This window comes from Methanobrevibacter sp. (assembly GCF_045114555.1).
Lineage (GTDB): Archaea > Methanobacteriota > Methanobacteria > Methanobacteriales > Methanobacteriaceae > Methanobrevibacter.
In genome coordinates, this window is the sequence record NZ_JBGUKT010000004.1 from 1 (window position 1) to 24,287 (window position 24,287).

The 24,287-nt window shown below is 31.9% G+C and carries 24 protein-coding genes; 12 read left to right on the top strand and 12 right to left on the bottom strand.

All coding sequences use genetic code 11. The features are described 5' to 3' along the window. Positions 1 to 115 precede the first annotated feature (115 nt). The 3 genes from ACJMLB_RS00575 to ACJMLB_RS00585 all read right to left on the bottom strand — a co-directional run bounded on the left by ACJMLB_RS00575 (position 116) and on the right by ACJMLB_RS00585 (position 4,021). On the bottom strand, positions 116 to 646 hold the full coding sequence (locus tag ACJMLB_RS00575) for a hypothetical protein (RefSeq protein WP_405322813.1): 531 nt from the start codon (positions 644 to 646) through the stop codon (positions 116 to 118). 265 nt (positions 647 to 911) lie between these two features. After that, positions 912 to 1,286 (bottom strand): DUF5518 domain-containing protein, encoded by a 375-nt coding sequence (locus ACJMLB_RS00580; RefSeq protein WP_295604929.1) that lies wholly within the window; start codon positions 1,284 to 1,286, stop codon positions 912 to 914. A 134-nt stretch (positions 1,287 to 1,420) separates the two neighbouring features. Next, positions 1,421 to 4,021 (bottom strand): ATP-dependent helicase, encoded by a 2,601-nt coding sequence (locus tag ACJMLB_RS00585; RefSeq protein ID WP_405322817.1) that lies wholly within the window; start codon positions 4,019 to 4,021, stop codon positions 1,421 to 1,423. A 242-nt stretch (positions 4,022 to 4,263) separates the two neighbouring features. Here ACJMLB_RS00585 and ACJMLB_RS00590 point away from each other — a divergent pair, with 242 nt between their 5' ends. Next, positions 4,264 to 5,115, top strand: coding sequence for a HEAT repeat domain-containing protein (locus ACJMLB_RS00590; protein WP_405289355.1), 852 nt, complete (start codon positions 4,264 to 4,266; stop codon positions 5,113 to 5,115). A gap of 143 nt (positions 5,116 to 5,258) precedes the next feature. Here the strand turns inward: ACJMLB_RS00590 and ACJMLB_RS00595 are convergent, their stop codons facing one another. After that, complete coding sequence (locus ACJMLB_RS00595) at positions 5,259 to 6,104, bottom strand: carbon-nitrogen hydrolase family protein (RefSeq protein ID WP_405322819.1); 846 nt, start codon at positions 6,102 to 6,104, stop codon at positions 5,259 to 5,261. Positions 6,105 to 6,297: 193 nt separating this feature from the next. Then, complete coding sequence (locus ACJMLB_RS00600) at positions 6,298 to 7,377, bottom strand: hypothetical protein (RefSeq protein WP_405322821.1); 1,080 nt, start codon at positions 7,375 to 7,377, stop codon at positions 6,298 to 6,300. A 244-nt stretch (positions 7,378 to 7,621) separates the two neighbouring features. Here ACJMLB_RS00600 and ACJMLB_RS00605 point away from each other — a divergent pair, with 244 nt between their 5' ends. After that, complete coding sequence (locus ACJMLB_RS00605; protein WP_295604939.1) at positions 7,622 to 8,122, top strand: hypothetical protein; 501 nt, start codon at positions 7,622 to 7,624, stop codon at positions 8,120 to 8,122. Positions 8,123 to 8,177: 55 nt separating this feature from the next. On the opposite strand, the gene ACJMLB_RS00610 is transcribed toward ACJMLB_RS00605, so the two are convergent. The 3 genes from ACJMLB_RS00610 to ACJMLB_RS00620 all read right to left on the bottom strand — a co-directional run bounded on the left by ACJMLB_RS00610 (position 8,178) and on the right by ACJMLB_RS00620 (position 11,387). After that, complete coding sequence (locus ACJMLB_RS00610) at positions 8,178 to 8,747, bottom strand: manganese efflux pump MntP family protein (protein WP_405322823.1); 570 nt, start codon at positions 8,745 to 8,747, stop codon at positions 8,178 to 8,180. A 28-nt stretch (positions 8,748 to 8,775) separates the two neighbouring features. Beyond that, positions 8,776 to 9,561, bottom strand: a complete 786-nt coding sequence (gene nucS / locus ACJMLB_RS00615; protein WP_405322825.1) for an endonuclease NucS — start codon at positions 9,559 to 9,561, stop codon at positions 8,776 to 8,778. 107 nt (positions 9,562 to 9,668) lie between these two features. After that, positions 9,669 to 11,387, bottom strand: a complete 1,719-nt coding sequence (locus ACJMLB_RS00620) for an MATE family efflux transporter (protein WP_405322827.1) — start codon at positions 11,385 to 11,387, stop codon at positions 9,669 to 9,671. A gap of 114 nt (positions 11,388 to 11,501) precedes the next feature. Between ACJMLB_RS00620 and ACJMLB_RS00625 the strand changes: the two genes are divergently transcribed. From ACJMLB_RS00625 to ACJMLB_RS00650, 6 genes are all read left to right on the top strand, one after another. Beyond that, positions 11,502 to 12,878 carry an MATE family efflux transporter gene (locus ACJMLB_RS00625; RefSeq protein WP_405322829.1) on the top strand — a complete coding sequence of 459 codons (1,377 nt, stop codon included), beginning with the start codon at positions 11,502 to 11,504 and terminating at the stop codon, positions 12,876 to 12,878. A 185-nt stretch (positions 12,879 to 13,063) separates the two neighbouring features. Next, positions 13,064 to 13,861, top strand: a complete 798-nt coding sequence (locus ACJMLB_RS00630) for an amidohydrolase family protein (RefSeq protein ID WP_405322831.1) — start codon at positions 13,064 to 13,066, stop codon at positions 13,859 to 13,861. A gap of 104 nt (positions 13,862 to 13,965) precedes the next feature. Next, positions 13,966 to 14,970 (top strand): alpha/beta fold hydrolase, encoded by a 1,005-nt coding sequence (locus tag ACJMLB_RS00635; RefSeq protein WP_405322833.1) that lies wholly within the window; start codon positions 13,966 to 13,968, stop codon positions 14,968 to 14,970. Between the two features lie 59 nt (positions 14,971 to 15,029). Next, positions 15,030 to 15,434 carry a GNAT family N-acetyltransferase gene (locus ACJMLB_RS00640; RefSeq protein WP_405322835.1) on the top strand — a complete coding sequence of 135 codons (405 nt, stop codon included), beginning with the start codon at positions 15,030 to 15,032 and terminating at the stop codon, positions 15,432 to 15,434. Positions 15,435 to 15,518: 84 nt separating this feature from the next. After that, positions 15,519 to 15,803, top strand: a complete 285-nt coding sequence (locus tag ACJMLB_RS00645; RefSeq protein WP_405322837.1) for a DUF5750 family protein — start codon at positions 15,519 to 15,521, stop codon at positions 15,801 to 15,803. Between the two features lie 51 nt (positions 15,804 to 15,854). Beyond that, complete coding sequence (locus ACJMLB_RS00650) at positions 15,855 to 16,382, top strand: nitroreductase family protein (RefSeq protein ID WP_405322839.1); 528 nt, start codon at positions 15,855 to 15,857, stop codon at positions 16,380 to 16,382. A 107-nt stretch (positions 16,383 to 16,489) separates the two neighbouring features. Here the strand turns inward: ACJMLB_RS00650 and nadA are convergent, their stop codons facing one another. The 3 genes from nadA to rnz all read right to left on the bottom strand — a co-directional run bounded on the left by nadA (position 16,490) and on the right by rnz (position 19,319). Continuing rightward, positions 16,490 to 17,407 (bottom strand): quinolinate synthase NadA, encoded by a 918-nt coding sequence (nadA, locus tag ACJMLB_RS00655; protein WP_405322841.1) that lies wholly within the window; start codon positions 17,405 to 17,407, stop codon positions 16,490 to 16,492. Between the two features lie 98 nt (positions 17,408 to 17,505). Further along, entirely contained in the window at positions 17,506 to 18,186 is a 681-nt protein-coding gene (locus ACJMLB_RS00660; protein ID WP_405322843.1) for a mechanosensitive ion channel family protein, read from the bottom strand. Positions 18,187 to 18,371: 185 nt separating this feature from the next. Next, positions 18,372 to 19,319, bottom strand: a complete 948-nt coding sequence (gene rnz, locus ACJMLB_RS00665; protein ID WP_405322845.1) for a ribonuclease Z — start codon at positions 19,317 to 19,319, stop codon at positions 18,372 to 18,374. A gap of 215 nt (positions 19,320 to 19,534) precedes the next feature. Between rnz and nadC the strand changes: the two genes are divergently transcribed. The 3 genes from nadC (at position 19,535) to ACJMLB_RS00680 (ending at position 21,793) form a co-directional block, all read left to right on the top strand. Beyond that, positions 19,535 to 20,365, top strand: a complete 831-nt coding sequence (gene nadC / locus ACJMLB_RS00670; RefSeq protein ID WP_405322847.1) for a carboxylating nicotinate-nucleotide diphosphorylase — start codon at positions 19,535 to 19,537, stop codon at positions 20,363 to 20,365. Positions 20,366 to 20,449: 84 nt separating this feature from the next. Continuing rightward, positions 20,450 to 20,707: a hypothetical protein gene (locus ACJMLB_RS00675; RefSeq protein ID WP_298537875.1), complete on the top strand. Its 258-nt coding sequence runs from the start codon at positions 20,450 to 20,452 to the stop codon at positions 20,705 to 20,707. Positions 20,708 to 21,352: 645 nt separating this feature from the next. Continuing rightward, positions 21,353 to 21,793, top strand: a complete 441-nt coding sequence (locus ACJMLB_RS00680) for a hypothetical protein (protein WP_298537872.1) — start codon at positions 21,353 to 21,355, stop codon at positions 21,791 to 21,793. A 145-nt stretch (positions 21,794 to 21,938) separates the two neighbouring features. Here ACJMLB_RS00680 and ACJMLB_RS00685 read toward each other — a convergent pair whose 3' ends face one another. Then, entirely contained in the window at positions 21,939 to 22,529 is a 591-nt protein-coding gene (locus ACJMLB_RS00685; RefSeq protein WP_405322851.1) for a ZPR1 zinc finger domain-containing protein, read from the bottom strand. Positions 22,530 to 22,989: 460 nt separating this feature from the next. Here ACJMLB_RS00685 and ACJMLB_RS00690 point away from each other — a divergent pair, with 460 nt between their 5' ends. Next, positions 22,990 to 24,045, top strand: coding sequence for a DUF1611 domain-containing protein (locus tag ACJMLB_RS00690; RefSeq protein WP_292786545.1), 1,056 nt, complete (start codon positions 22,990 to 22,992; stop codon positions 24,043 to 24,045). The last annotated feature ends 242 nt before the right edge of the window (positions 24,046 to 24,287 follow it).

Sequence of the window (24,287 nt, forward strand, 5' to 3'; positions counted from 1 at the left end):
TTTTTTAAAAATAGTAAGTTCTGTGTAAAAATAGTTTTTTGTTTTTTGAGATTTAAAAAAAAGAATTGTATAAAAAAAGAATTGAGAATTCCAAATGGAATTCATTGAATTAAAATTATTTTTTCCTTCTGCCTTTTGGAAGGAATAAGTTAGCAATGTTCTTTTTAACATTACCAGTATCTTCGAATTTTTTCTCTTTTGGTTTAACTGGAACATTTTTAGTTCCTTTGGTGCCTTTTGCAATTTCATATTCCTCTTTAGCTTTTGCTCTTCCTTGGTAGAGGTAAGCTCCAAAGAATGCCATCAATGCACCAAGACCAAGTATTGCCACACTTGTAATAAGGTCTCCCATTTCAGTTGGGGTGTATGCTCCTAAAAATCCAGCAAATGCCATGTAGAGAAGTGGTGTTGCACCAACGATTCCTAAAATGGTTGCTTTAAGATAGGATTTTGCTTCATAACCAATATAAAGTGGCCCAATAGCTGAAAATGCCATTAAAAGATCTATTCCATATTGGGTTGCAACAAGTGGGAAAAACGCATATGCTGCCGCACCGAATATCAATGATTTTAAATTTATATCAGGTAAATTAGAATTTTTATTCTTTTTTACTTTAGGTTGTTTTGCCTTTTCTGCATCTACCATTAAATCACCTAAAACTTTAAAATTATATTTAGCTCATAATCATTATTTAATTAAAAAAAATTTTATGATTCCTATTTATTTTTCTAAATTAGATTTTTATTTTTCATATAATTTAAAGTTTAATATTTTTTTTAAAAATTAGGATAAATTGATAAAATTTGAATTAAAAAAAGTGAAAAGTGTTTAAAAAAGAAAAACAGTTAAGGTGAAAAACATTAAGTAAATTAATAAAAAAAGAATAAAAAAGAAAAATATTAAAAATTATTTAATCTTTCTTACTAGTTAAAGCTCCACCAAGAGCACCAGTTATACCCATAGTTATCATATATTTTATTATATTGTAGATAATAATGAATAAGCTTGAAACTCCAGATACTGTGAATCCGCTAAGTCCTCCAAGAGGCCCCATCAATGCGGTTCCCCCTACAGTAACAAGTAAGATGAATAGGAATGATGCTACAATTGTTCCGAATGCTCCTGCAAGTGCTGCATTCCACATTCCTCCCAATATTCCTTCGTGAGCTATGTATCCGACAATGAATCCCACGATTAAAAGACCCCAGAATTCATAACGTCCGAAGAATAAATAAACGACTAATGTCAATAGGAATCCTAAAAACACTGAACTCATTTTAGCCATTTTATCACCTCATTTTACATTAATTATTTAAATTACAATATTGCTTTTTTTATTATAATTTTCACGTATTTAAGTTTAGTTATCAACTATTTAAACTTTGCTTTTTTTAATAGCAAGTTAATCAATTTATTAAATTAATAATAATCATTTTCCATTTGCTCTTTTATCTTTTCTATAACTGCCCTATGCATTCTTTTGGTAAATTCTGATTTATCGTTCTGCTTAAGGACTTCCAAGTATCCTTGTGATACCAAATTAAATGCAAATGGGCTTGGAATGATTGTATTTATTGTCTTGATTTCCATTTCACCGCTTGAAATCCATGAAATGACCCTTTTGGCATTTTTGATGTCCATGTAATCTTCAGTGGCTTCCCTTCTGGATTCCTTGAGTATTGGGAAATTATTGTCCATTTCCTGAATGTATTTTAGGAGTATTTTTCCTCTAACTTGCTGTCTTCCCACTGACTTTTCATGGCCTTTGTATCTTCTTAAGGTCATTAATGATCTTCCAGCGCAATGCCTGAATCTGCTTGCCAAGGTTTCGGTTTTGTCAAGTGACCTTATCAAAATGTTTTCAAAATTGTTTGGAGTCAATCTTTTCAAGGCTTCCAATGCTCCCATCTTACCATCTGAGCTTAAGTAGAATCCATTGTCAGTAATTGAAATTGTAATGTTCCTTTTGTTTCTGTCACTTGCCACATAAGCTACAGCCCTTGCAATTGCATCATTTGTCTTTCTACCGAACAAGCTATGGAAAACTACGAATTTTCTTCCTCCAAATCCTGTGTAATACTCAACAAGAAGCTTTTGCCTATGAGGGATTTGGGCATATAGGAACTGTTCATTAAAGTATTCATAGATGGAATTTGCAGCAAATTCATCAACATAGAGATATTCATGAAGGAATTCCATTATTTCCTCTTTAGACCTTCCATATTGGAACTTGCTTTCAAGAATGTATCTAAACCTCTGGATGTCTACCGCAAGGTCAAATGCAAGAGGCAATTGCTCTGAATACCATGAAGGAATTGTAGGCGGTCCTGATGCTGGAGAAACGTTTATGGTCATCCCTTTTCCATAATTGAATTTATAGGTTCTTCCACCTAGAACGAAACTGTCTCCTTTTTTCAGTTTTTCCATAAAGTCCTCTTCAACCTTTCCTATTGGCTCACCATCACATTTTACAATGACTGCAGAATGGTCCGGTATGGTTCCAATGTTTGTTGAATAAAGCATTCTTGCCAATTTTCCCCTCTTTCCAAAGGTATTTTCCTTATAGTCAATCCAGATTTTAGCATAAACGTAACGCTCTTCAAGTTCCACATATTCTCCTGCCAAATAGCTTAGTACATCCTCATATTCATCCCTTTCCAGGTCCTTATAGCAATAGCTTTTTCTGATTACATCATATGCATAATCGATGTCCCAAGGGTTTTCGATTCCCATTCCATAAATGTGCTGTGAAAGCACATCAAGACAGTCCTTAGGGATTTTTATATTGTCAATTTTTCCTTCCTTGGCATTTTTCAAGAGAACAGAGCATTCTACAAGTTCGTCCCTATCTGTAACGATTATCCTTCCTTTTGATTTTTCATGTAATCTATGGCCACTTCTACCTATTCTTTGAAGGGCTCTTGAAACTGATTTTGGTGAATTGATTAGTATAACAAGGTCGATGTAACCGATATCTATTCCAAGTTCAAGAGAGGTGGAGGATACAACCGCCTTAAGTTCCCCTTTTTTCAATTTTTCTTCAGTTTCAAGTCTTGATTCTTTTGACAGTGAAGAGTGGTGTGCCATAATGTTATTGCTGTTGAAATGTTCTCCATAAAGTTTCTTAAGGTTGTAAACATAGCGTTCTGTAGCACTACGAGTATTTGTAAATATGAGAGTTGTCTTATGTTCCATTACCAGGTCATCTATTAAGGCATAAGTTGCCATTCTTGTATCCTCATCGTCAGCTATTACAATATCGTCTACTGGAGAGATAACCTCTATGTCCAACTCCTTCAGATAATTGATATCCACTAGGATACAGTCCCTTTCAACCCCATACTCATATCCTACAAGGAATTTTGCAACCTCTTCAAGTGGGCTGACTGTAGCAGATAATCCAATCCTTGTAAAACCGCCGATTAGATGTTGCAATCTTTCTAATGATAAGCTTAAGTGAACTCCCCTTTTGTTTTCAGCCAATGAATGAATCTCATCAACGATCACATACTTTACATGTGACAATTTTTCCCTGAATTTAGGGGCAACAAGCAATATTGACAATGTTTCGGGTGTTGTGATTAGGATATGTGGAGGATGCTTTAACATCTTTGTTCTTTGATATTGGGTAGTATCTCCAGTTCTAACAGCTTTTCTGATTCCTAATGGCTTTTCAGCTATTTTTTCTATTTCCTTAAGTGGCTGCTCCAGGTTTCTTTCAATATCATTGTCCAATGCCTTTAGTGGAGATATGTAAATGCAATAAACCTTATCTTCAAGTTCCCCTTTGTCTGCAAGAGCAGTCAGTTCATTTATCACAGATAGGAATGCAGTCAAGGTCTTCCCAGACCCTGTTGGTGATGAAACAAGTATATTGTTCCCTTTGTGGATTTCAGGAATCGCTTGTTTTTGTGCAGGTGTAAAGTCTTCAAAGCTATTCTCAAACCATTCCTTGACATAAGGATGGAGTTTTTTATAGATTTCCTTTTTTGAATAGCTTTTAGTCTGTTTTTTAATCATATTATCAAATCTTTAAATTTTAAAATATTGGTGTATTGTCTTTTATTTTAAAATAGTTACTCATTTATTTATGTAATTTATTTATTTTATAGTTTAGTTTTTATTTATTCAAATTAATTTAAATATTAGTTTTAACTTAAATATTATTAAATTAAGAAATATTATTAAATTAAGAATTAAATTTAGAAATTAATTTTAATTTATTTGATTATTTAATTATTTTAGTTTTATGAGGATTTAATATGGTAGGAAATTTATCAATTGAAGAAGCTATTGAAGCATTAAAGGATGAAGATGTGGCTACTAGAAAATCAGCTATTGCAAGTTTGGAAAAAGTTAATGATGAAGCGATTATTGATCCATTGATCGTAGCTACCACTGATGAAAATGCACAGGTACGTTTTAAAGCTGCAGAAATCTTAGGTAATATGGGAGATGTAGCTGTAGATAAATTGATTGAAGAGTTTGCAAATGCGGAAGGAAAGGATAAAAGATTTTTAGCATTTGCGCTTAAGGAAACTGAAGATCCAAAGGTTATTCCTTATTTCGTTGAATCCATTGATGATGAGGATTTCGGAGTTAGAAAAGTTGCTGTAAGGGCTTTAGGAGAACTCCAAGCAGAAGATGAATTGGATAGCATTGCAAAATGTCTTGAAGATGAGGATTGGGGTGTAAAGTTAGCAGCAGTTCAGGCTTTAGGAGACCTCGCTACTGATGATTCAATTAAGTTAATCAAAAAGGCAAGAAAAAATGAGGAAGACAAGGACTTCAAGAAATCCTGTAATAAGGCAATCAAAAAAGCTGAAAAAAGAAAAAAGGCAAAGGCCTCTGGAAAAGCTATTGTTAAAGTCATTCCAATGAGTACCATCAAAGAAATGGAAGAAGCTAATCTTAAAAAGGCAATTAAGGAATATGAAAGGTATGTTGAATCAAAACAGCCAAAAGATGCTCCTTATAAAAGATTATGCGTTCTCTATAGAAAGGAAAATGACTATGACAATGAAGTAAGAGTCTTGGAAACCGCATGTGAAGTGTTTGCTGATAATGAGAAAAAATTAGCTTACTTTGAAAAGAGATTAGCAAAATTAAAATAATATTTTAATTAATTTTCTCTTTTTTTTTAATAATTTTTAATATTTCCAATATTTTTATAATTTTTCAAAATTTTAATCTATTTTTTATAATTTTTATTTTTCATGAAATTTCATGTTTATTTCATGAATAAATTTTATTTTATCTATTTTTCATTTATTTCATATAAATCGGTTCTTCTATTCTTTAAAACAGGAATCTCTTCTCTAATTCTTTTGATTTCATCCAAATTGATTTCAACGATTTTTAAATCTTCATTGTAATCCAATTCCTCAATAACTTCTCCCCATGGATTAACCGCTATTGAATGACCATAAGAATTATAACTTGCATCTTTATCCAATGCTGGTGCAACTCCAATTGCATAAACTTGATTGTCCAATGCCCTTGATCTAAATAGGAGTTCCCAATGTGCCGGGCCTGTAGTCAAGTTGAAAGCTCCTGGGAAAATTAATATTTCAGCTCCATTCAATGCTATGATTCTTGAAAGTTCCACAAATCTTATGTCATAGCAGATTCCAATTCCAATGCTTGCCAAGTCTGTTTTGATTATTGTGAAGTCATTTCCTGCACTTAATGTATCTGATTCCTTAAAATAGATTTTCCCCTTAACATCTATGTCAAAGAGATGCATTTTTCTATGCTTTCCTAATGGTTTTCCAGCATTGTCAAAGAAAACTGAAGTATTGTATATTGATTCAGTGCCTTTTTCATCATCTCTTTCAAGTTCAGGTACAGATCCTGCCAAAACATGAATGTTTTCTTCTTTTGCGACATTAGCTATTTCATTTAAGGTTTTGCTATCTTCCAATCTTTCAGCATATTCTATGAATTTCTCATTTTCATAGGGGCAATTAAACATTTCCGGAAGAACAGCCAAATCAGCTCCTTGCTTTTTAGATTCCTTAATCATTTGAATGGCCTTTTCTATATTCTGTTCCTTATTGTCCACCACATTCATTTGACAAAGAGCTATTTTAATTGTATTCATGTTTTTACCTCGTGGAATTGATTATAATAAAAAATAAAAAATAGACTAATATTTTGAAAAATATTTTAAATTAAACAATATTGTAAATTATATAATATTTTAAATTAAAAAAATTAAAAAATAAAGAAAAATAAAAAAGAAAAAGTAATTATTTTTAAGTGGAAGTTAAAAATAAAAAATTAATAGATTAGTTTTAAGCTGCTTCAGCGCCATCTGCGCTTTCATAGTCAGTTGTTGGGAAACTAATACTATTAATCATATTTTGGATTTCAGTTGTATTCAAAGCGCTGATGTCATGATTACTTGATTTGCCGTTATTTATGACAAAGCTATAGTATACTCCATCACGTAATGTGCAGTAGTATCTTGAATATCCTTGGTCTGCAGTGCTGATTGTCATTTTCAAGGATGGGATTCCACCAACATCATAAGTTTCAGCATCTAAAACCTCACCGTTCAAGGATTGGGATGTTGCATTAATGTCACTTATGATCTTATCATAGGTGATGTCATCACTTTGAATTGTAGTAAATCCAATTAATGTGTTATCTTTAGTTTTAAATGCAATATCGCTGGAATTGCTGTCTCCATCTGTATTGTTGTACATGGACCAATTTCCTGAGTAATTGAAACTGATTATTCCATCAGAATAAGTTTTCACTTCATCAGTGGTTTGGTTTTGTAGTCCATTGATTCCAATTCCTGCAATCAAGAGAATGATTATTGCGAGTATTGCTACAATTGCAATTTTTCTAATGTTTATGCTGGAGCCGCCACTTGATTTTTCAGTGACTTTAGGTTCAGCTTTCTTCTCTTTTTTAGGAATTGATTTTTTAACTTTTTCTTCCTTAGGGCTTTCTTTTTTAATTTCCCTAGTGATTTTTTCAGTTTTTGAAGAACTGAATTTTTTAGCAGGGTCTTTAATTCCCTTATCTTTTTGCTTGAATCCTTCAGTTGCTGTTTTGCTAAATGAAGGTTTAGAACTTTGTTGAGCTTGAGCGTGACTTTTTTGTTCTTTCTCTCTAGAAACACTACTAAATTTACTTAAATCGAAGCTACCTAATTTGCTGGATATTCCTTTTCCAAAGCCGGATGAACTGCCGGAGAATATTGAATCATTAGTGCTAGTGATTACTCCTGGCTTGAACTTATCATCTAACTTAGGTGGTCTGGAATTTGCTTCAGATTTTGGAGGAAGTTTAGCACCACAGTTACCACAAACTGGTGCACTGTCATAACTTGCATTTCCACACTCTTGACAATATTTTACCAAATTTTAACCTCCTACTTTCAATAATAAGATTAAAAATACTTATAAAAATTCTTTAATATATTATAATATATACTAATATTAATCTTTATATTTAATCTTATATTTAAAATTTAACATATTTTAAGGATATTTTAAACAATTAAGGCAAATTATTTTATTAAGTAATTAGAAATTAATATTTAAATGAAAATTTTTAAAATTTAAAAAAATATCTTTTAATAATCTTTAAGAATAATGTGATAATATGGCTGAAGAAAAAGAAATTAAATGTGACAATATCAATTATGCAGTTTATAAAATTGAGGATTGGGAAAATGATTATGAAATAAACATCATTGGGACTGCAAGAGAAAAACCTGTAACTCAACCAACTTTGGATCATATGCTTAAGCAAATGGAACATATAAGAGTGTCTGTATTTGAAATTGGTGGAAAGGAAGTCAATGGGATGATTGGATTAGGCATGCAGCTCAATCAATCCATGCAAAAAAGAGATTTGGATGAGCTTATTCAACAGGAAGAAAAAGAGTACCAATCAATTATGGAAGAATTGAATGCCCTTGAATTAAAATCCGCTGAGGACACTATTTCTTTAGATACTGATGAGTATGTTATTTATAAATTAGAGTATGATGGACATACATTATCCCCTAAGCCTTATAATGATTATGCTATAAGACATCAAAAGGAAGAAATCGAACGTCTTAAGAAAGAAAGTGGGCAAAAATTCGTTTTAGATCTTTAATTATTATTAAAAAAAGATTTTGAGCTTTAATATTCTAAAGCTCATTTAACTATTTTTATAAAACCAATATTCCTAATCCTTCAAGGAGTATTTTTACACCAAGCAAGATTAAGATTACTCCGCCCAGAATTTCAAACTTGCCTCCAAAGTAATTTCCTATTTTTTTACCTAAATAAAGGCCAATGATTGTGAATATGAATGCTGTAACTCCAATCATGATTATTGGGATTAAGATATCTGTTTTTAATACTGCATAGGTTATTCCAACTGCAAATGCATCTATGCTTGTAGCTATTGCAAGCAATGTCAACTCTTTAAATGAAAACTTATCAGATGAATCCTCTTCTTCTTCATTGGAGAAGCTTTCCCTAATCATGTTTGATCCAATCAAAAGAAGCAGGATAAATGCTATCCAAGGAGCGAATGTAGTTATGAGCCATTCAAGTTGAATCCCACCTAACCAACCTAGAATAGGCATTAAGGCCTGAAATCCTCCAAAGAATATTGCAAACCATAAGACTTGGCTTTTGGTAATTTTCTTTAATGTGAATCCTTTAGTAAGTGAAACGCTGAATGCATCCATTGCCAGTGCAATTGCAATAAGTAAAGTTGAAATAAAATCCATAATAATCATCAATGTTTAAACATAAGTTCTATCCAAAGGCATCTAAAGTAACCTTTTTATCCTTTTTAAGTTCTCTTGGAGGCTCTATAGCTACAAATTCGATTCCTTCCTCTTCAAGAAGTTCAAGTGCATCGTCACCTATTGAAGGTGCTACAAGCAAACCTCTGATTTTCTGTTTTTCTCCAGTTTTTCCTTTGATTTCCTTGTTTTCCCTATTTTCAAAGTCAGACAAGTATCTTCTGATCTGTTTCACTGCAGCTATTCCGGCCTTACGTGCTTTCAATTCAAGAATCATAAGGTTTCCTTTACTGTCCTTTCCAAGAATGTCAATGAATCCATGCTCTGTAGCATATTCCCTTACGCTTGGACGGAATCCTTCCTCGATTATGTGGGGCTTTTCCCAAATCATGTCTCCCATGTCCTTTTCATAGCCTGCTCTTTCAAGCTCTTCATAATCTTCAATTAGGTTATAGTTAGCGTAATGGACTTTTCTAACTTCTACTTCCAATCTTTCAGGAGGGCTGCGCCTATGGCTTTCCAAGAATAGTATTTCGTCTTTGATATATGCTCTTGGTCTTGATTTAGGAGGTTGCCAGTTTACTGGATCCACCTTATTATCCTGATGAATCAAGAAGCATCCGTCTGGCTTCATCATTATAATTCTTTCACCATAATCAAGTTCACTTAATGCACGACCTTCATAACTAACTCTACAGCATGCAAAAAGCAATATGGTTGCCTTTTTCCTAAGGCCTTCCTCAATAAGTTCATAAGTCTCTTCATAATTTGGATTTTCTAAAATTTTATATTTCATCTTATCATTTAGTGTTATTTTTTGATTTTTTCTTTTATTTTTAATAGATGCTGGTGTTTTTTGTTCTTATTAAATTATTGTTTGGATAGTATTTTAATTTTTCCATGCTATTTATTGATGGTGATTACAGTATTGTTTAATCCTAATATTTGAGAATACTCAATATTATCTACAATGTCCTTAATAGCAAAATAGTCTGATTTTACTCCTTCAAAATCTTCCTCATATTTGAATTCCACACCTTCACTTTTTATTGAAAGGAATATTGCATCATTTGTCTCCCTAATAATGATATCTATCCAATCCAATCCTTCATTTATATCAAGAATATGGCCGATAAGGTTTCCAATTGCAAAGCTGACTTCCTCTGAAATATTAGGATTGGAGTAGGAATCCTTAATCTCTTTGGAGAGTGCAATCGCATCCTCCTTATTTCCTGGAATGGTAAACTCCATGAATGATGCCTCCTCATCTTTATAGTTTAGGAAGAATCCAGAGTATTGGCCATTGCTTTTTTTAGTGACATATTTGGAGTATAACCAAATGAATATGAATGTAACTATTTCTGTAAATACTAGTGAGAACCAAATTCCGTTTATTCCCCAAAAGTGGCCAAATACATATGCTAAAGGAATTGGGAATATTAATCCTTCAAGGATTGTAACGATATTTGCTATTTTGTTGTATTGCACTGATTGGGAATAGAATATGTATAGGAAGTTTATTCCATATCCTAAAAGGCTTAATGCGTAGATTCTAACTGCATTCAGTGCAGTAGGGATTGCTGAAGGGTCACTTACAGAGAATAAGTATAATATTGTCTGTGGGAATATGGCAAAGAGCAGGGTGAAGAATATTCCAAATCCAAGCACTATCTTCAATGACTTTTTAGCAACATAGTCCACTCCGTTATAATCCCCCTCTTGGAAATAGACTGCAATGATTGGCAATATTGACTGTGTTGTACCGAAAATGAATATTCCTACTAAAAATTGGGTATTGTAGCACATATTGAATGCGGATAATCCAACTTTTCCTGCAATTCCCAATATTAAAGAGTTAATTACAAGCAATTTGATTGTTTGATATAGGGGGATTGAACAACTGGAAAGTCCTGTTTTACAGATGTCCTTCATATAAGCAAGAGCTTTTGAAAGTTTAACTTTAACAAATCTAAATGTTCCTTTAGAATTAAAGAAATAAGTGGATATGTAAATTGAAGCTACAATATATGATACAGTAGTTGCCAATGCAGCACCTTTAATACCTAAATATGGTATAAATGCCAAGTCTCCAATCACATTCAGACCATTTGCCATAAGAAACGCTTTAAATTGCAATGGTATGGAATCATCTGTTTTAATGAAGTAAGCTAAAACTATCATGAAACACATGAACGGTGAAACTATGATAAATATCAGGAAATAGTCTTTAACGAGCGGCCTTAATTCATTGGAATTGCATAATATCTGAGTGAAAAAATCTGGGAATAGAAGCCCAAATACTGTAATTATTAATCCAATAACGGTTATGCTGATTAGAGAAATCGTAAATAGGGAATTGGCTTGGTCTTTGTCAAATCTTGCCCTTGCAGTTGTAGCAAGAATGCTGCCTCCAAAACCTATTAACCAATAGATCATATTGAGAAATTGTGCTATAGGCTCTATGCTTTGAATGACAGATAGGTTTAAAGATCCTAAAAGTATACTGACAATCAATGCATCTACCAGAATTGCAAAGTTTCCAGCTATTGATGCAAGCAATGTTGGAAAAAACATTTCTCTAAATTTCTTGTTTAGCAACCGAAAATTCCTTTCATGTGTCATTTAATGCCTCTCTTTAATTTAATTTTTCTCCGATGGTCATTTATGATTTGTTTTTTAATATTCATATTTATATATGACTATTTATATATAAATAATAGTTAGGAAATGATTATTATGGAAATGAATGAAAATGTTGAAATGATTACAGGAGACCCTAAGAAAGCTATTAATAAGCTTGCTTGGCCTTTAATAGCTAGTATGTTATTGATCTTCTTGAATAATATTATAGATAGTATTTGGGTTGCAGGACTTGGTCCTGGGCCTCTTGCTGCAATTGGTTATGTAACTCCGTTGTTTATGGTGCTTGTAGGATTTGGAAATGGGATTGGTGCAGGTGCAACTTCCCTTATTTCCCGTTATATCGGTGCTGAGAAAAAGGATGATGCAAATAATGCTGCAATTCACTCAGCTATTTTAAGTGTAGTTATTTCCTTGGTTCTCACAGTCTTTTTCCTACTTGTATTGGAATCATTATTGAAGATAATGGGTGCAAGTGAGGTAATGGGTTATGCAATGGATTATGGTATAATCATCTTTGCTTTTACAGCCCCTATTTTAATTCCACCTATTTTTGGAGGAGCATTTAGGGCTGAAGGAGATGTAAAGAGAGCTACTTTACCTATCGCTATGGTTGCGGTTGTCAATATGATTTTAGATCCAATATTCATTTACGTCTTTGGTTGGGGAATTTCCGGTGCAGCTCTTGCAACAGGATTGGCTCCTCTCGTTGGTCTTTTTATGATGTTATATTGGATTTTCATTAAAAAGGACACCTACTTGTCCTATAACAGAAAAGATTTCCATAATAATTTTAAAATGTATAAGGACATTTTAGTTGTAGGAATTCCAGCAAGCTTGGAACAATTGATCATGGCAGCTCTTGCTGTTACCGTCAATTATATGCTCACTTTGGTTTCAGGTTCAGTTGCAGTTGCTGTTTATACTGCAGGTTGGAGAATCATATCCTTAGGATTGCTTCCAGCTATTGGTGTTGGAACTGCAGCGATTACTGTTGCAGGTGTTGCATATGGTGCTAAAAAGTATGAAAACATTAGAACTGCATGCAGATATTCCGTTAAGTTAGGTCTAATCTCATCAATCATCGTTTGCATATTGCTCTTTGTATTTGCTAATCAGGTGGCATTCATATTCTCATATTCAGAGGCAAGTTCACATCTTGAGCCATTGATTGCTTCATTCATACAATTGATGTGCCTTTTTATATTGTATGTCCCATTCGGTGCAAGTGCAGGAAATGTATTCCAAGGATTAGGGAAAGGAACAACTTCCTTTATTTTAACTACATTCAGGGAATTTGTACTTGTATTGATTTTCGCATACCTTTTAGGATTTGTATTCAATATGGGCGAGCGTGGAATTTATTACGGCATGCTTTTAGGTGGTTTCTTAGGTTCCGTAATAGCTTATGGATACATTGAACTCTATGTGGACAGATTGATTAAGGGAAAAGTTAAAGGAAGCGAGATTTAGTTTTTAACTTTTTATTATCCTATTAATCTTTCCCATTTCTATTTTTCTTTCTTATTTAATTTTTCATTTTATTTTTATTTAAATTACTTAATCTGGTAATATAAACTTTTTTAAATGATTTGATACAAATTAATTAATAGAAAATATTTTATGATTTTATAATTTTTTTAGGCGGTTAATTTAATATGCAAAAAGTAATTAATTCTCATTGTCACATTTATCCAGACAAGATTGCAGCAAAGGCTGTTAAGGGTATTCGTGATTTTTATGACCTTCATATGTCTTTAAATGGGACTGTAAATGATTTGATTGAAGATGGGGACAAGGTAGGGGTTTGCCATTATCTTATACATTCAGTTGCAACAACTCCAAAACAAGTTCAGTCAATCAATGAATTCATCAGTTTTGAAGTAAAATCCCATCCAGGCCTTTTTACAGGTTTTGGAACATTGCATCCGGATAGTGAAGATATTGAAGGTGACTTGGATTATATTATTGAACTTGGTCTTAAAGGTGTAAAGGTTCATCCTGATTTCCAGCAGTTCGCCTTAAATGATGAAAAGGCATTTAAAATGGGTGAGGCAATCAATGAAAGAGGATTACCAATAATGATACATTGCGGGGATTTCAGATATAATTATTCAAACCCTGAACATTTAAGGCCTTTCCTTGAGAAGTTCCCAGATCTCACAGTTATCGGAGCTCATTTTGCAGGTTGGAGCATGTGGGAAAAGGCAACAGAAGAATTGGCAGGAACTCCTAACTTATTTGTTGATTGTAGCTCAAGTTTATATGCATTGTCTCCTGAAACTGCAAAGGATTTGATTCATGCATATGGTGCAGATAAGGTCTTATGGGCTACTGATTTCCCAATGTGGGAATCAACAAGCGAGATGGAAATGTTTAATAAAATAGATTTAACTGAAGAAGAGCGCAATTTGATTCTTTATGAAAATGCCGCTAAACTTTTAGGTTTAAAATAAAATCGGATTTTAGACAATGATTATTTAGAAAATGATTATTAATTTACTGATGATTTTTTTATTTTCTATTTTTTCTTATTTTTCTAATTTTTATGGTTGATATCATGTTTGATGTAGAATCTATTGATGCAGAGTATTTTACTTTAGATGAGTTCAAATTTAAAAACGGAGAAGTCTTGAAGGATGCGAAAGTGGAATACATTACTTTTGGAACTCCACAGTATGATGATAATGGAATCATTTCAAATGCAGTGATTTACTTCCACGGTTCAAGTGGAAGCTGTCACTCTGCAAGACGCATTTCTGAGGATATGGGTAGCGGAGAGATATTTGATACAGATAAATTCTTCTTCATTTCAGTCAGTGCTCTTGGCTGTCCCGGTTCTGCTAGCCCATCAACAACTGGGCTTATGAATAGGTTTCCAGAGTATGATGTGGAAGATATGGTAAACTTCCAGAAGCAATTTATTGAAGAAAAATTCGGAATCACTCATGTAAAAGGGCTAATTGGAAACTCTATGGGTGGATTTGAAGTCTTGACTTGGGGATGTGTTTATCCTGATTCTGTTGATTTTATCATTTCTCTTGTTAGCAGTTTTAAGGTAGGTGGACATAATTATGCCTTAAGCAAGATCATGAACAATATTTTGGAATCAGACCCTGATTATAATGAAGGTGCTTATGATTTGCCACTTTCAGACTCATTAAAGAGAAGCTTAAAGCTTTCATCAGATGCAATGTATTGCTATGGATTATCAAGAGAGGAATATAGAAACAATATGACAAATGAGGAAATTGAGCTTGCTATGGCTGAGTTTGCAGAGGAAAGCTTGGAAGAGGATCCTAATGATTTGATTTATATGAATAACTCTTCATTAGATTATGATTTGACAGACCAATTGGAAAATATCACTGCTAAAGTCTTGATTATAGCCATTAATCAGGACCAATACTTCCCACCGAATCTTGATGCTATTCCAATGAGCAAAATGATTAAAAATAACAAATTGCTTATTTTTGACTCTTGCATGGGTCATGTTGGTTCTAATGAATTGTTTAAGGTAAAAGAGGATTTGGAAGAGTTCATTAAGGAATTTAGGGACAATTAATCTATTATTATTATTATTATTATTATTATTATTATTATTATTATTTTAAAGGTGTTTTAATGGAAATAACTTATAGGGATATTCATGATTTTAAGGAAGAGGATTTAAAAGACTTATTCTTATCAGTTGATTGGTCTTCTGGACATTTTCCAGACAAGCTTGTAATTGCAATGAAAAACTTTGAAACAGTCTGTTCTGCATGGGATGGAGAGAAGTTAGTTGGCATGGTTTGTGCAATGGATGATGGAATAATGACTGCTTATGTCCATTATGTTCTTATCAGACCTGATTATCAGGGAATGGGAATTGGAAAGGAAATGATGAAAAGAGTGACTGACAAGTATAATGATTATTTGCGTATAGTTGTTGTTTCCTATAATGATGAAATTGAGTTCTATGAGCATTGCGGTTTTGAAAAGGCAGACGATGCAAGTCCAATGTTCATTACAGATTTATGGACATGATTCTTTTAATTTCATCAAATCTTTTTAGAAAAATATTATAATTTAAAAGAACATAGTTTAATTAAGAGATTAAAAGGGATAAATATGTTAAGCGTTAAAGTTGAAGATTATGGCGAAACTGAAGATCAAATGCACTATGTAACATATAGAGTGTCTGATTTAAGTGAAAAGGAATTAGACTTTTTATTGAATAACTTGGAAGGGGAAACCATTGTAGAAGATGGTGATTTGCTCCTAAATATATTCTATTCCAGAAAATTCTTCCCATTTGCTTCAGATGATGCACATTTTAAACTTGAAGATTTCATTAAAAGGGAAGAAATTGAAATGACTTATTTCATTGCAAGCTTCTTGGAAGACATGAAATAAGTTTTTTTAAAACATTATTCGTTCGTTGCATTAATTTAACAGAGGATTAAGATGAAAAATGATTTATTTGAATTAACAGCATCCAGAAGGTCTATCCGCAAATATGATGGAGAACCTATTGATGATGAAATTTTAGATGAAATTATGAAGGTTGCTCTTACAGCACCATGTTCATTTGGTCATCGTCCTGTGGAATTTGTTGTGGTTAAAAATCAAGATACTATAAGAGAATTAGCTGCTTGCAAAAGTTTAGGTGGAAGTCAGATTATTGGTGCAAGTGCAGTTGTAGTTGTAATGGTCAATCTTCATCGTGGAGAGTTTTGGATAGAGGATGGTGCTATCGCTTCTTCATATATTCTTCTTGCAGTTGAACAGTACGGTCTTGGATCTTGTTGGGTTCATATACGCAATAGAATGGGTAAGAGAAAATCTTCAGATGAGGAAATCCGTGAACTATTGAATATTCCTGATGATTATGCAGTTTTAAACCTTGTAGCTATTGGTGGAAAAGGTGAATTCAAGCAAGCTTATACAGAAAAAGACTTTGATAAAAGCAAAATTCATTTTGAGAAATATTAATTGTTTAATTTTTATTAAAATTTTAGATTTTATAAAAAAAGAGAAAATGATAAAAAGAAATTTTCTTTTTATCTAATTGATTATTTTACTATTTTTATTTACTATTTTTATTTAGATGCTTCAAGCATTCTTTCTACAGCATTGATTGATTTTTCAGCTATTTCATCAGGGACGATAATTTTAGGTTCTTCATTTATTAAGCAGTCCCTTACTTTTTCCAATGTGTGGAGTTTCATGGTTTTACAAATAGCTCCTTCAAGCAATGGGTAGTAGGTTTTGTCTGGACACTCTGATTTAAGTCTTGTAATCATGTCAACTTCGGTTCCAATGACAAATTCCTTATCCGGGCTGTCCCTTACATGTGCAAGCATTCCACCAGTACTTAAGACATAATCTGCCATTTCCTGAACCTCTTTGTTGGATTCAGGGTGAATTAAGATGTCTACACCAGGATATTTTTTCCTTGCATCTTCAATATCCTCTTTGTGGAATAACTTGTGAACGTAACAGTGGCCGTCACCTGGAATAGGGATAATCTTTTTGTCAGTAAATGGTTGTACAAATTCTCCAAGATTGTTGTCTGGTCCAAAGAGAATTGTATCCTGTTCTAAGCTTGCTACAACCTTTTTTACATTTCCAGAGGTACATAGAATGTCTGACTGCGCTTTTGCTTCACCAAGACTGTTTACATATAAGCAGACTGCAGCATCAGGATATTTTTCTTTTGCTTCTCTAACTTGCTCTCCGGTAAGCATATGTGCCATAGGACATTCCGCTTCAATATCTGGGATTAAAACTTTTTTGTCAGGGTTTAGCATATATGCAGTTTCTGCCATAAAGTCTACTCCGCAGAAGACAATAATATCTCTATCCTCTACTTCTTTAGCTTTAATGCATAATTCTAATGAGTCTCCAAGAAAATCAGCTATTTCCTGAATTTCCTTAGGTTGGTAATTGTGTGCGAGTATAATCGCATTCTTTTCTTCTTTCAATTGAATAATTTCTTTCTGTAATTCATTTGTCATTTTTAACCCTCTTTACAATAGGATTATTAGTAATATTTAGTATAATATTATCTTTATTTTTTATCTTTATTCGTTTTGATTAAAAAAATTAACTATTGTTATTTTTTATACTTTATTTCTATTTTTCTATTCTTTCTATATTCATCAATCAATCTATTGATATTTTCTAAGATTGTGACTTTACCGCAGTCAATGTACTTATAATCTGTTATCCAATAGCTTACCTCAACTTTAGGGCCCCATTCTGTATAATCCTTTGAAAATATTGTTGTTTTATCATTAACGACCCAATCGTATTCATACATGACCTTATCAAGCTCTTCCTTGAATTCAGGGATATTCATTCCATGAGGCAATGTTGCAATGATTCTTAGCCTATGGTCTTCAGTTGGCTTATACATCTTATAGATATTTTTTGATAAAACAGAGTTAGGGATTGTTATTTCGTAGTTGTCCTGATTTATCATAGTCGTATTTCTGAATCCGACTTTCTTTATTGTTCCCTTAAATCCATTGACTTCAATGACCTCTCCAACTTTGATTCTTTTATCGCTGATTACAAAGATTCCTGAAATGAAGTTGGAGACAATGTCTTGTGATGCAAAACCTATTACAATACCTACAACACCTAAACTGATTATGATGCTTTCCAAGTTGATTCCAAGAACATGCAATATCCATGCAATGGCTACAATAATCACTGTGTATTTCACTATGTCCTTAAATAGATAATGGGCGGTGAGATTCAAATCGAATTTTTGCTCTAGCTTAGTGAGCATTTTATCCCCTATTCTGATGAAGATGAGCCCACCTATTATAATCAGCAAAATGTATATGATATTTCTTAAATTAAAAAGATGAAACATAACGTCCAATACTTGAGATGTGAAATCCATTTTATCCCTATCCTCTTTTATTTTTTCTTCTCTTTTTAATAATAGTTTCCATTAGTTTTCTATTCTTTTTAATCATTGTTTACGGTTAATATGTTCTTGAAATTTATGGAAGTCTTGTCTTTTCCAATGTTAATTTCAGTAAAGTCATTTGCCACAATGGTATTTTCAAATATTTCCTTAGCTTCATTCTTTATATTCAAATCACTTGTATACCTTGTGCTTATGTGAGTCAAGACCAATAATTTGACATTTGCCTCTTTAGCTATTTCTGCAGCTTCCTTTGATGTGGAATGGCAATTTTCAATTGCCTTGTCTTTGTCGGCATCCTCGTAAGTTGCTTCATGAATAAGAACGTCACTGTATTTAGCAAGTTCAATCAGCTTTTCACATGGTCTTGTATCTCCAGAGTAAGTGACTTTCTTTCCAGCTCTTGGAGGTCCTAATACCTGTTCGGGCTTGATTATCTTCCCATCCACTTCAACCTCTTGGCCACTGTGAAGCTTTCCAAAGGCAGGGCCTACTGGAACTCCAAGCTCAATTGCCTTTTCCCTTAAGAAGCGAGGCCTTTTCTTTTCATAAATTGAATAAGCGATATTTGGAATGTTATGCTCTGCAATTATTGACTTGATGATGTATTCATCAGTTTCCACAACTATTCCTTCATCGATTTCATGAATGTTTATATTGAAATTTATTTGGAAAAATCCATAGTTGGAAATCACAGTTTTTATCTTTTCCAGTCCTTTAGGCCCATAGATATCCAAGTCTTCCTCTCTGCCTCTAAAGCCCATGGATTGGATTAGTCCTGCCAAACCTAAGATGTGGTCTCCATGAAAGTGGCTGATGAATATCTTGTCTATTTTCATAGGGCTTATCTTAGCATAAGTCAATTGTCTTTGTGTTCCTTCCCCACAATCAAAGAGCAGTGTATCCTTAAAGTATTTCAAAATTATTCCTGCATGGTTTCTATATTTTGAAGGCACTGCAGATGAGGTTCCTAAAAATGTAATTTCCATAAAATCACTTAAATTATAAATTTTATCAGCTATTTCCGGTTTGAATAGCTAAATTAAATTATATTTTGTCTTATGATTAATGTTTTGTTAATTTACATATATAAATTGATTTAAATATTGATTTGATATGTAATATATATTAATGGTTTAAAACATATATTATTGTACTTAATATTAGATTTTTTATAAATGTTTTCAATAATTTTGGTGTAAAAATGGATGAAATTATAAAGTACATGCTTAGAGAGGATGAAGGTTTTGGAGATATCACTTCAAACGCATTAATTCCAGAAAATAAGATATTTTATGCTAAATTAATCACTAAAGATGATGGAATCCTTGCAGGAATTGAAATCATAAAGGAAATGTTTTTAGAATATGGCATTGAAATCATATCCTCTAAAAAGGATGGGGATGAGATTGTAGAAGGTGATGTCCTTTTAGAGCTTGAAGGTAATGCCCGCAAGATTCTTCTTTTAGAGCGCACTGCACTTAATTTGCTTATGAGAATGTCTGGTGTTGCTACCATAACAAATAGGATAGTCAATAAGGTTCATGATGTGAACCCTAAAATAAGGGTTGCAGGAACCCGTAAGACTGCTCCTGCACTTCAGAAGTATGATAAGTTAGCTATTGCAATTGGTGGGGGAGACAGTCATAGGAATGCATTGGATGACATGATTTTGATTAAGGACAATCATATTGCTGTTGTCGGTTCAGTCAAAAAGGCTCTTGAATTGGCTAAAGAAAACAATAGCTTTTCCAAAAAGATTGAAATTGAAGTTGAATCAACTGAAGATGCAATCATTGCCTGTGAAAACGGTGCAGACATTGTCATGTTTGATAACATGACTCCTCAGGAAGCTCAAGACACTCTAAATGCATTGGAAGAAAAGGATTTGAGAAAAGATGTCTTGATTGAGATTTCCGGCGGAATCACTGAAGACAACATATTGGATTATGCACCATTGGATGTGGACATTATCTCTTTAGGTTCAATAACCCATCAGGCAAGCAGCTTGAACTTTAGTTTGGACATGGATTAAAAACCCTTTCGGCTTATTGGATAGATGAAAAGTTTATATGTAATATTGCATAATGTTTATATAACTTTAATATGAGGTGAAATTATGGCAAATCTTGAAAAGAATATAGAAGAAAAACTCACTGAAGTATTTAAAGGCGAATTTGAAAAGGAAGATTTTGAATTGAATTACCTTATAACCGATGATGTAATCACTTTCTTCTTCCCAATAGCAGAAGGAAAAGAGCTTTCACTCGATTCCATTGAAAAGATTTCAAGCATAATCGATGCTAGATTTGAAGGTTCCAATATTGTAAACCAAGAATACAGATATGCATTCAATCTTGATCCTTGTGCTGACTAAAATTATTGGTTTTTAAAATAAAATTTTAAATTTTATTTTTTTATTTATTATTTTTATTATTATTTTTATTTTATTAGCTTATTTTCAAAAAAATATTTTTGCTATTTTTAAATTTTTAATTTTTTTAGTTATTGTTTCAGGTATTGTATACTATTTCTATTTTTTACAACAATTTTCATTGATTTTTCAATTAATAATTTTTATATTTTTCTCATAATTCATAATTTTAAAAAAGGGATTTTTCAATTTTTATAAGCTATCAAAATTATTGACTTTTGCTATGATTATTCATATAGTTATAGAGTAAACTATATGAAAAAATAATCATAAAATTAAAATAATGCGATACCTTTATATATTCCTTTAAACAAATATATTATTACATCTAGATAAGCAAATGGATTTTTTAGAATTTAAATCAATTTTTATTAAAAAATAAAAATAATTTTTTATCTAAATTTACATTTCACTTGCTTTTCATGATTTATTTAAAATTTAGATAAATTTTATTAATATTAAAATTTTTATTGTAATTTTCATACTTATGATAAATTTTTATGAACTAATTATTGCATTAGCCAGTTAATAATTCAGTTGTAATCAATTATTAATAAAATTTATAATATTTATTATGGAGACGTTATTATGGCTGAAGAAGAAATCAATAATGTTGAAATCGAAGAAGAGGAAGATGAATACTTACCTTTCGCTAAAGCAGAAGTTGTTCGTTTAATGAAACAAAACCTTGATGATGACAAAATGATCAGGGAAAGAGTAAAAGTAGAAATGAACAAGTTCTTAGGAGACATTCTCAAGCAAGTTTGTGAACAGCTCAATGAGTACCCATACACTACCATTGAGTACGAAATGCTTAAAGAGTCAACCTATCCATACACTAACATCAAAAGAATCAACCAAGAAAAAGAAAGAATCTTATTACACTTAAATGCTATTAAAGCAGATTGTGATGCATTAGCTATGGATGTTCAAAAGACTCTCAAATTAAAAGATGTCGTAGAGGAAGATGAGTTCACTCCATTATCTATGACAAAACAAGAAGAAGATGAAGAAGAAATAGAAGAATAAATCTTCTAATTTTCTTATTTTTTTATTTTTATTTTAAATTCAATTTTAACTACTTTTTTTAAATTTTAAATTTTAAATTTTTTCACGATATACTTTTTTGTGGTTACCTTTTTTTAAAATTTTTTAACTATTTTTTTTTAATGATTTAATCAATTACAGTAAAACCAGTTTTTAGATTTTTAAGCTCCTCATCAGTTAAGGGTTCGGTCTTTGCACGAACATCCATGATTTTGCTTTGTCCGAATGGATCTTCTATAAGCAAGAGAGTTTCAAGTTCACCATCTAAAATCTTGTGCAGGTTTTCAAGGACCATTTTTCCATTTTGTTGAGATGTCTCATCTGTAAACATATTTAGTGCCCTTTCAGTCGCTTCAATGAATCTTACAATAACACCTTCAACATTTGAAATGTATCCTTCAGACTTTGGGCCCGGTTCAACCTTGATTCCAACTTCGGGAAGTGAAACTGTAGCTGACTGAGATCTGACCACTCTTGAGTCCAAAGATTTTTTGGTAATTATCAAACTATGTTTGGCTGGGTCTTTCTGTTCAGTTGCCAAAACATCATTATGTCTGAACCCACATCTTTCACATTGTATGGTTGATTCAACAACCTCTCCAAAATAAGCAAGTTCATGAGTTTGAGTAGTGTAAGTTGCAGTTCCTTTTCCTCCACATACTGGACAATCCATTTTCATTTCTGCACTTTTTCCAGTTGTAACATCATCTGTGTTCATATTAATTCTCTCCTTTATTAATTTTCATACTTGTGCAATAACTATTGATAATTATTAAGTCTAAATCGTATAATTTGAATAGTTGATATTAACTATCTATTTTAGATTTCATTGATGTAGATATAGTTAACTATATTTTAAAAAATAATTAATTTTCAATATTTTTTAATTTTCTATAATATTTTTATTTTTTTAATATTTATAATTTTTAATGAATTTTACTAAAATTCAGCATCCTAATGAAAATCTATCAAAAATATTAATTTAATAATTTTTATGCTAATATTTATTAATAATAATAAATATATACATACACTAGGATAAATTCTATAATGTTGGATATTGTATTATTTATTGCATTAGTATTTAATATATTTTATTTGAAAAAATTCAATGTTTAACAATTTATCATATTATATTTTTATCAAAATTACACAATTTTTAAAAGAGGAGTGATTACTTGTATTCTATAAATTCTGTTGAAGATCTTCAAGAATTAAATCCTTATATTATAGTAGGATGTGGAGGTGGAGGAGAAAAGTTCTCTAACCTCGAAGGGATTGAAACAGTAGGATTCCTTGATGATAACCCTGCAAAACAAGGAAAACCTTTCTGTGGTCTTGAAGTGGCATCAAACTTATCAGATTTATTTGAATCTACTGAAGCGAATACTGTAGCAATCATGTTGCCTATTGGAGCTGAAGGTACAGCTTTAAAATACGCGGTTCAAGCATTGGCAAATGGTAAGAATGCAGTTGTTTCATTTAGATCTTTATCTTTATCTGAAAATGAATCTTTATTAAAACTTGCTGAACAAAACGATGTTTGCATTAAAGAGATTAGTCCAAGATTGGATGTTGTACGTAAGATTTGCGGTGTAGCACCTGAAAAATGCTGTGAAGTATTGCCTAAGATTTCATATGAAGCAAAGGCACCTGTTATTTTTGTTGGAGGTACTTCCCAGGAATGTGGTAAGAGAACCACTACCAAATCCTTAGGAATTGAAGCTATGAAAAGAGGTATGAAAGCTTCCATCATTTCCACTGATGAAATGGGTTTGGAACAGCCTACCGCATTTAATTTCAGAGCAGGGAGCTTATCTGCAATGGACATTCCTTCAGCTATTTTAAGTTCAATCAAATATGTTGAGGAAAATGACCAACCGGACATTATCTTTATCGAAGGGCAATCAAGCTTAACTGAAGATGGAAACCCTCACCCAAGAGGATTGTCTGCATGTATCCTAATCGGCGCAGATCCAGATGCAGTTATCGTAGGTCACAGACCAAACCATCCATACCGTGAACCAAGAGGTATTGATTATGAGGTAAAAGCTATTGAAGCTGTTGTACCTACAACTAAAGTCGTTGGATTATCAATTAACTTAAGAAATGCTGATGAAGACATGACTTTAGAAAGCTTTGAAGAGAAATATGGCTTGCCTGCAGCAGATATGTATTCTGGTGGAGCAGCTAAAATATTAGATGCAATTTTAGAATATTTAGATAAAAACTAATTGATTTTTATTTAATTATTTATTTTCTTTTTTTACTATTTTTTTTAAAACTTTTAATATTTTTTAATATTTTTTCATGCCCTATCATAAAATTCTATTTTTATAAAATCCATTTTTTATAAAAAAAATAATAACTTTTATAACTATAAAAAAATATATACTTTAATGTAACAAAGTTTAATTTATTAAACTTTTAAATTAATAAACAAATTTTTATATAATATGTATAAAATTTTAAAATT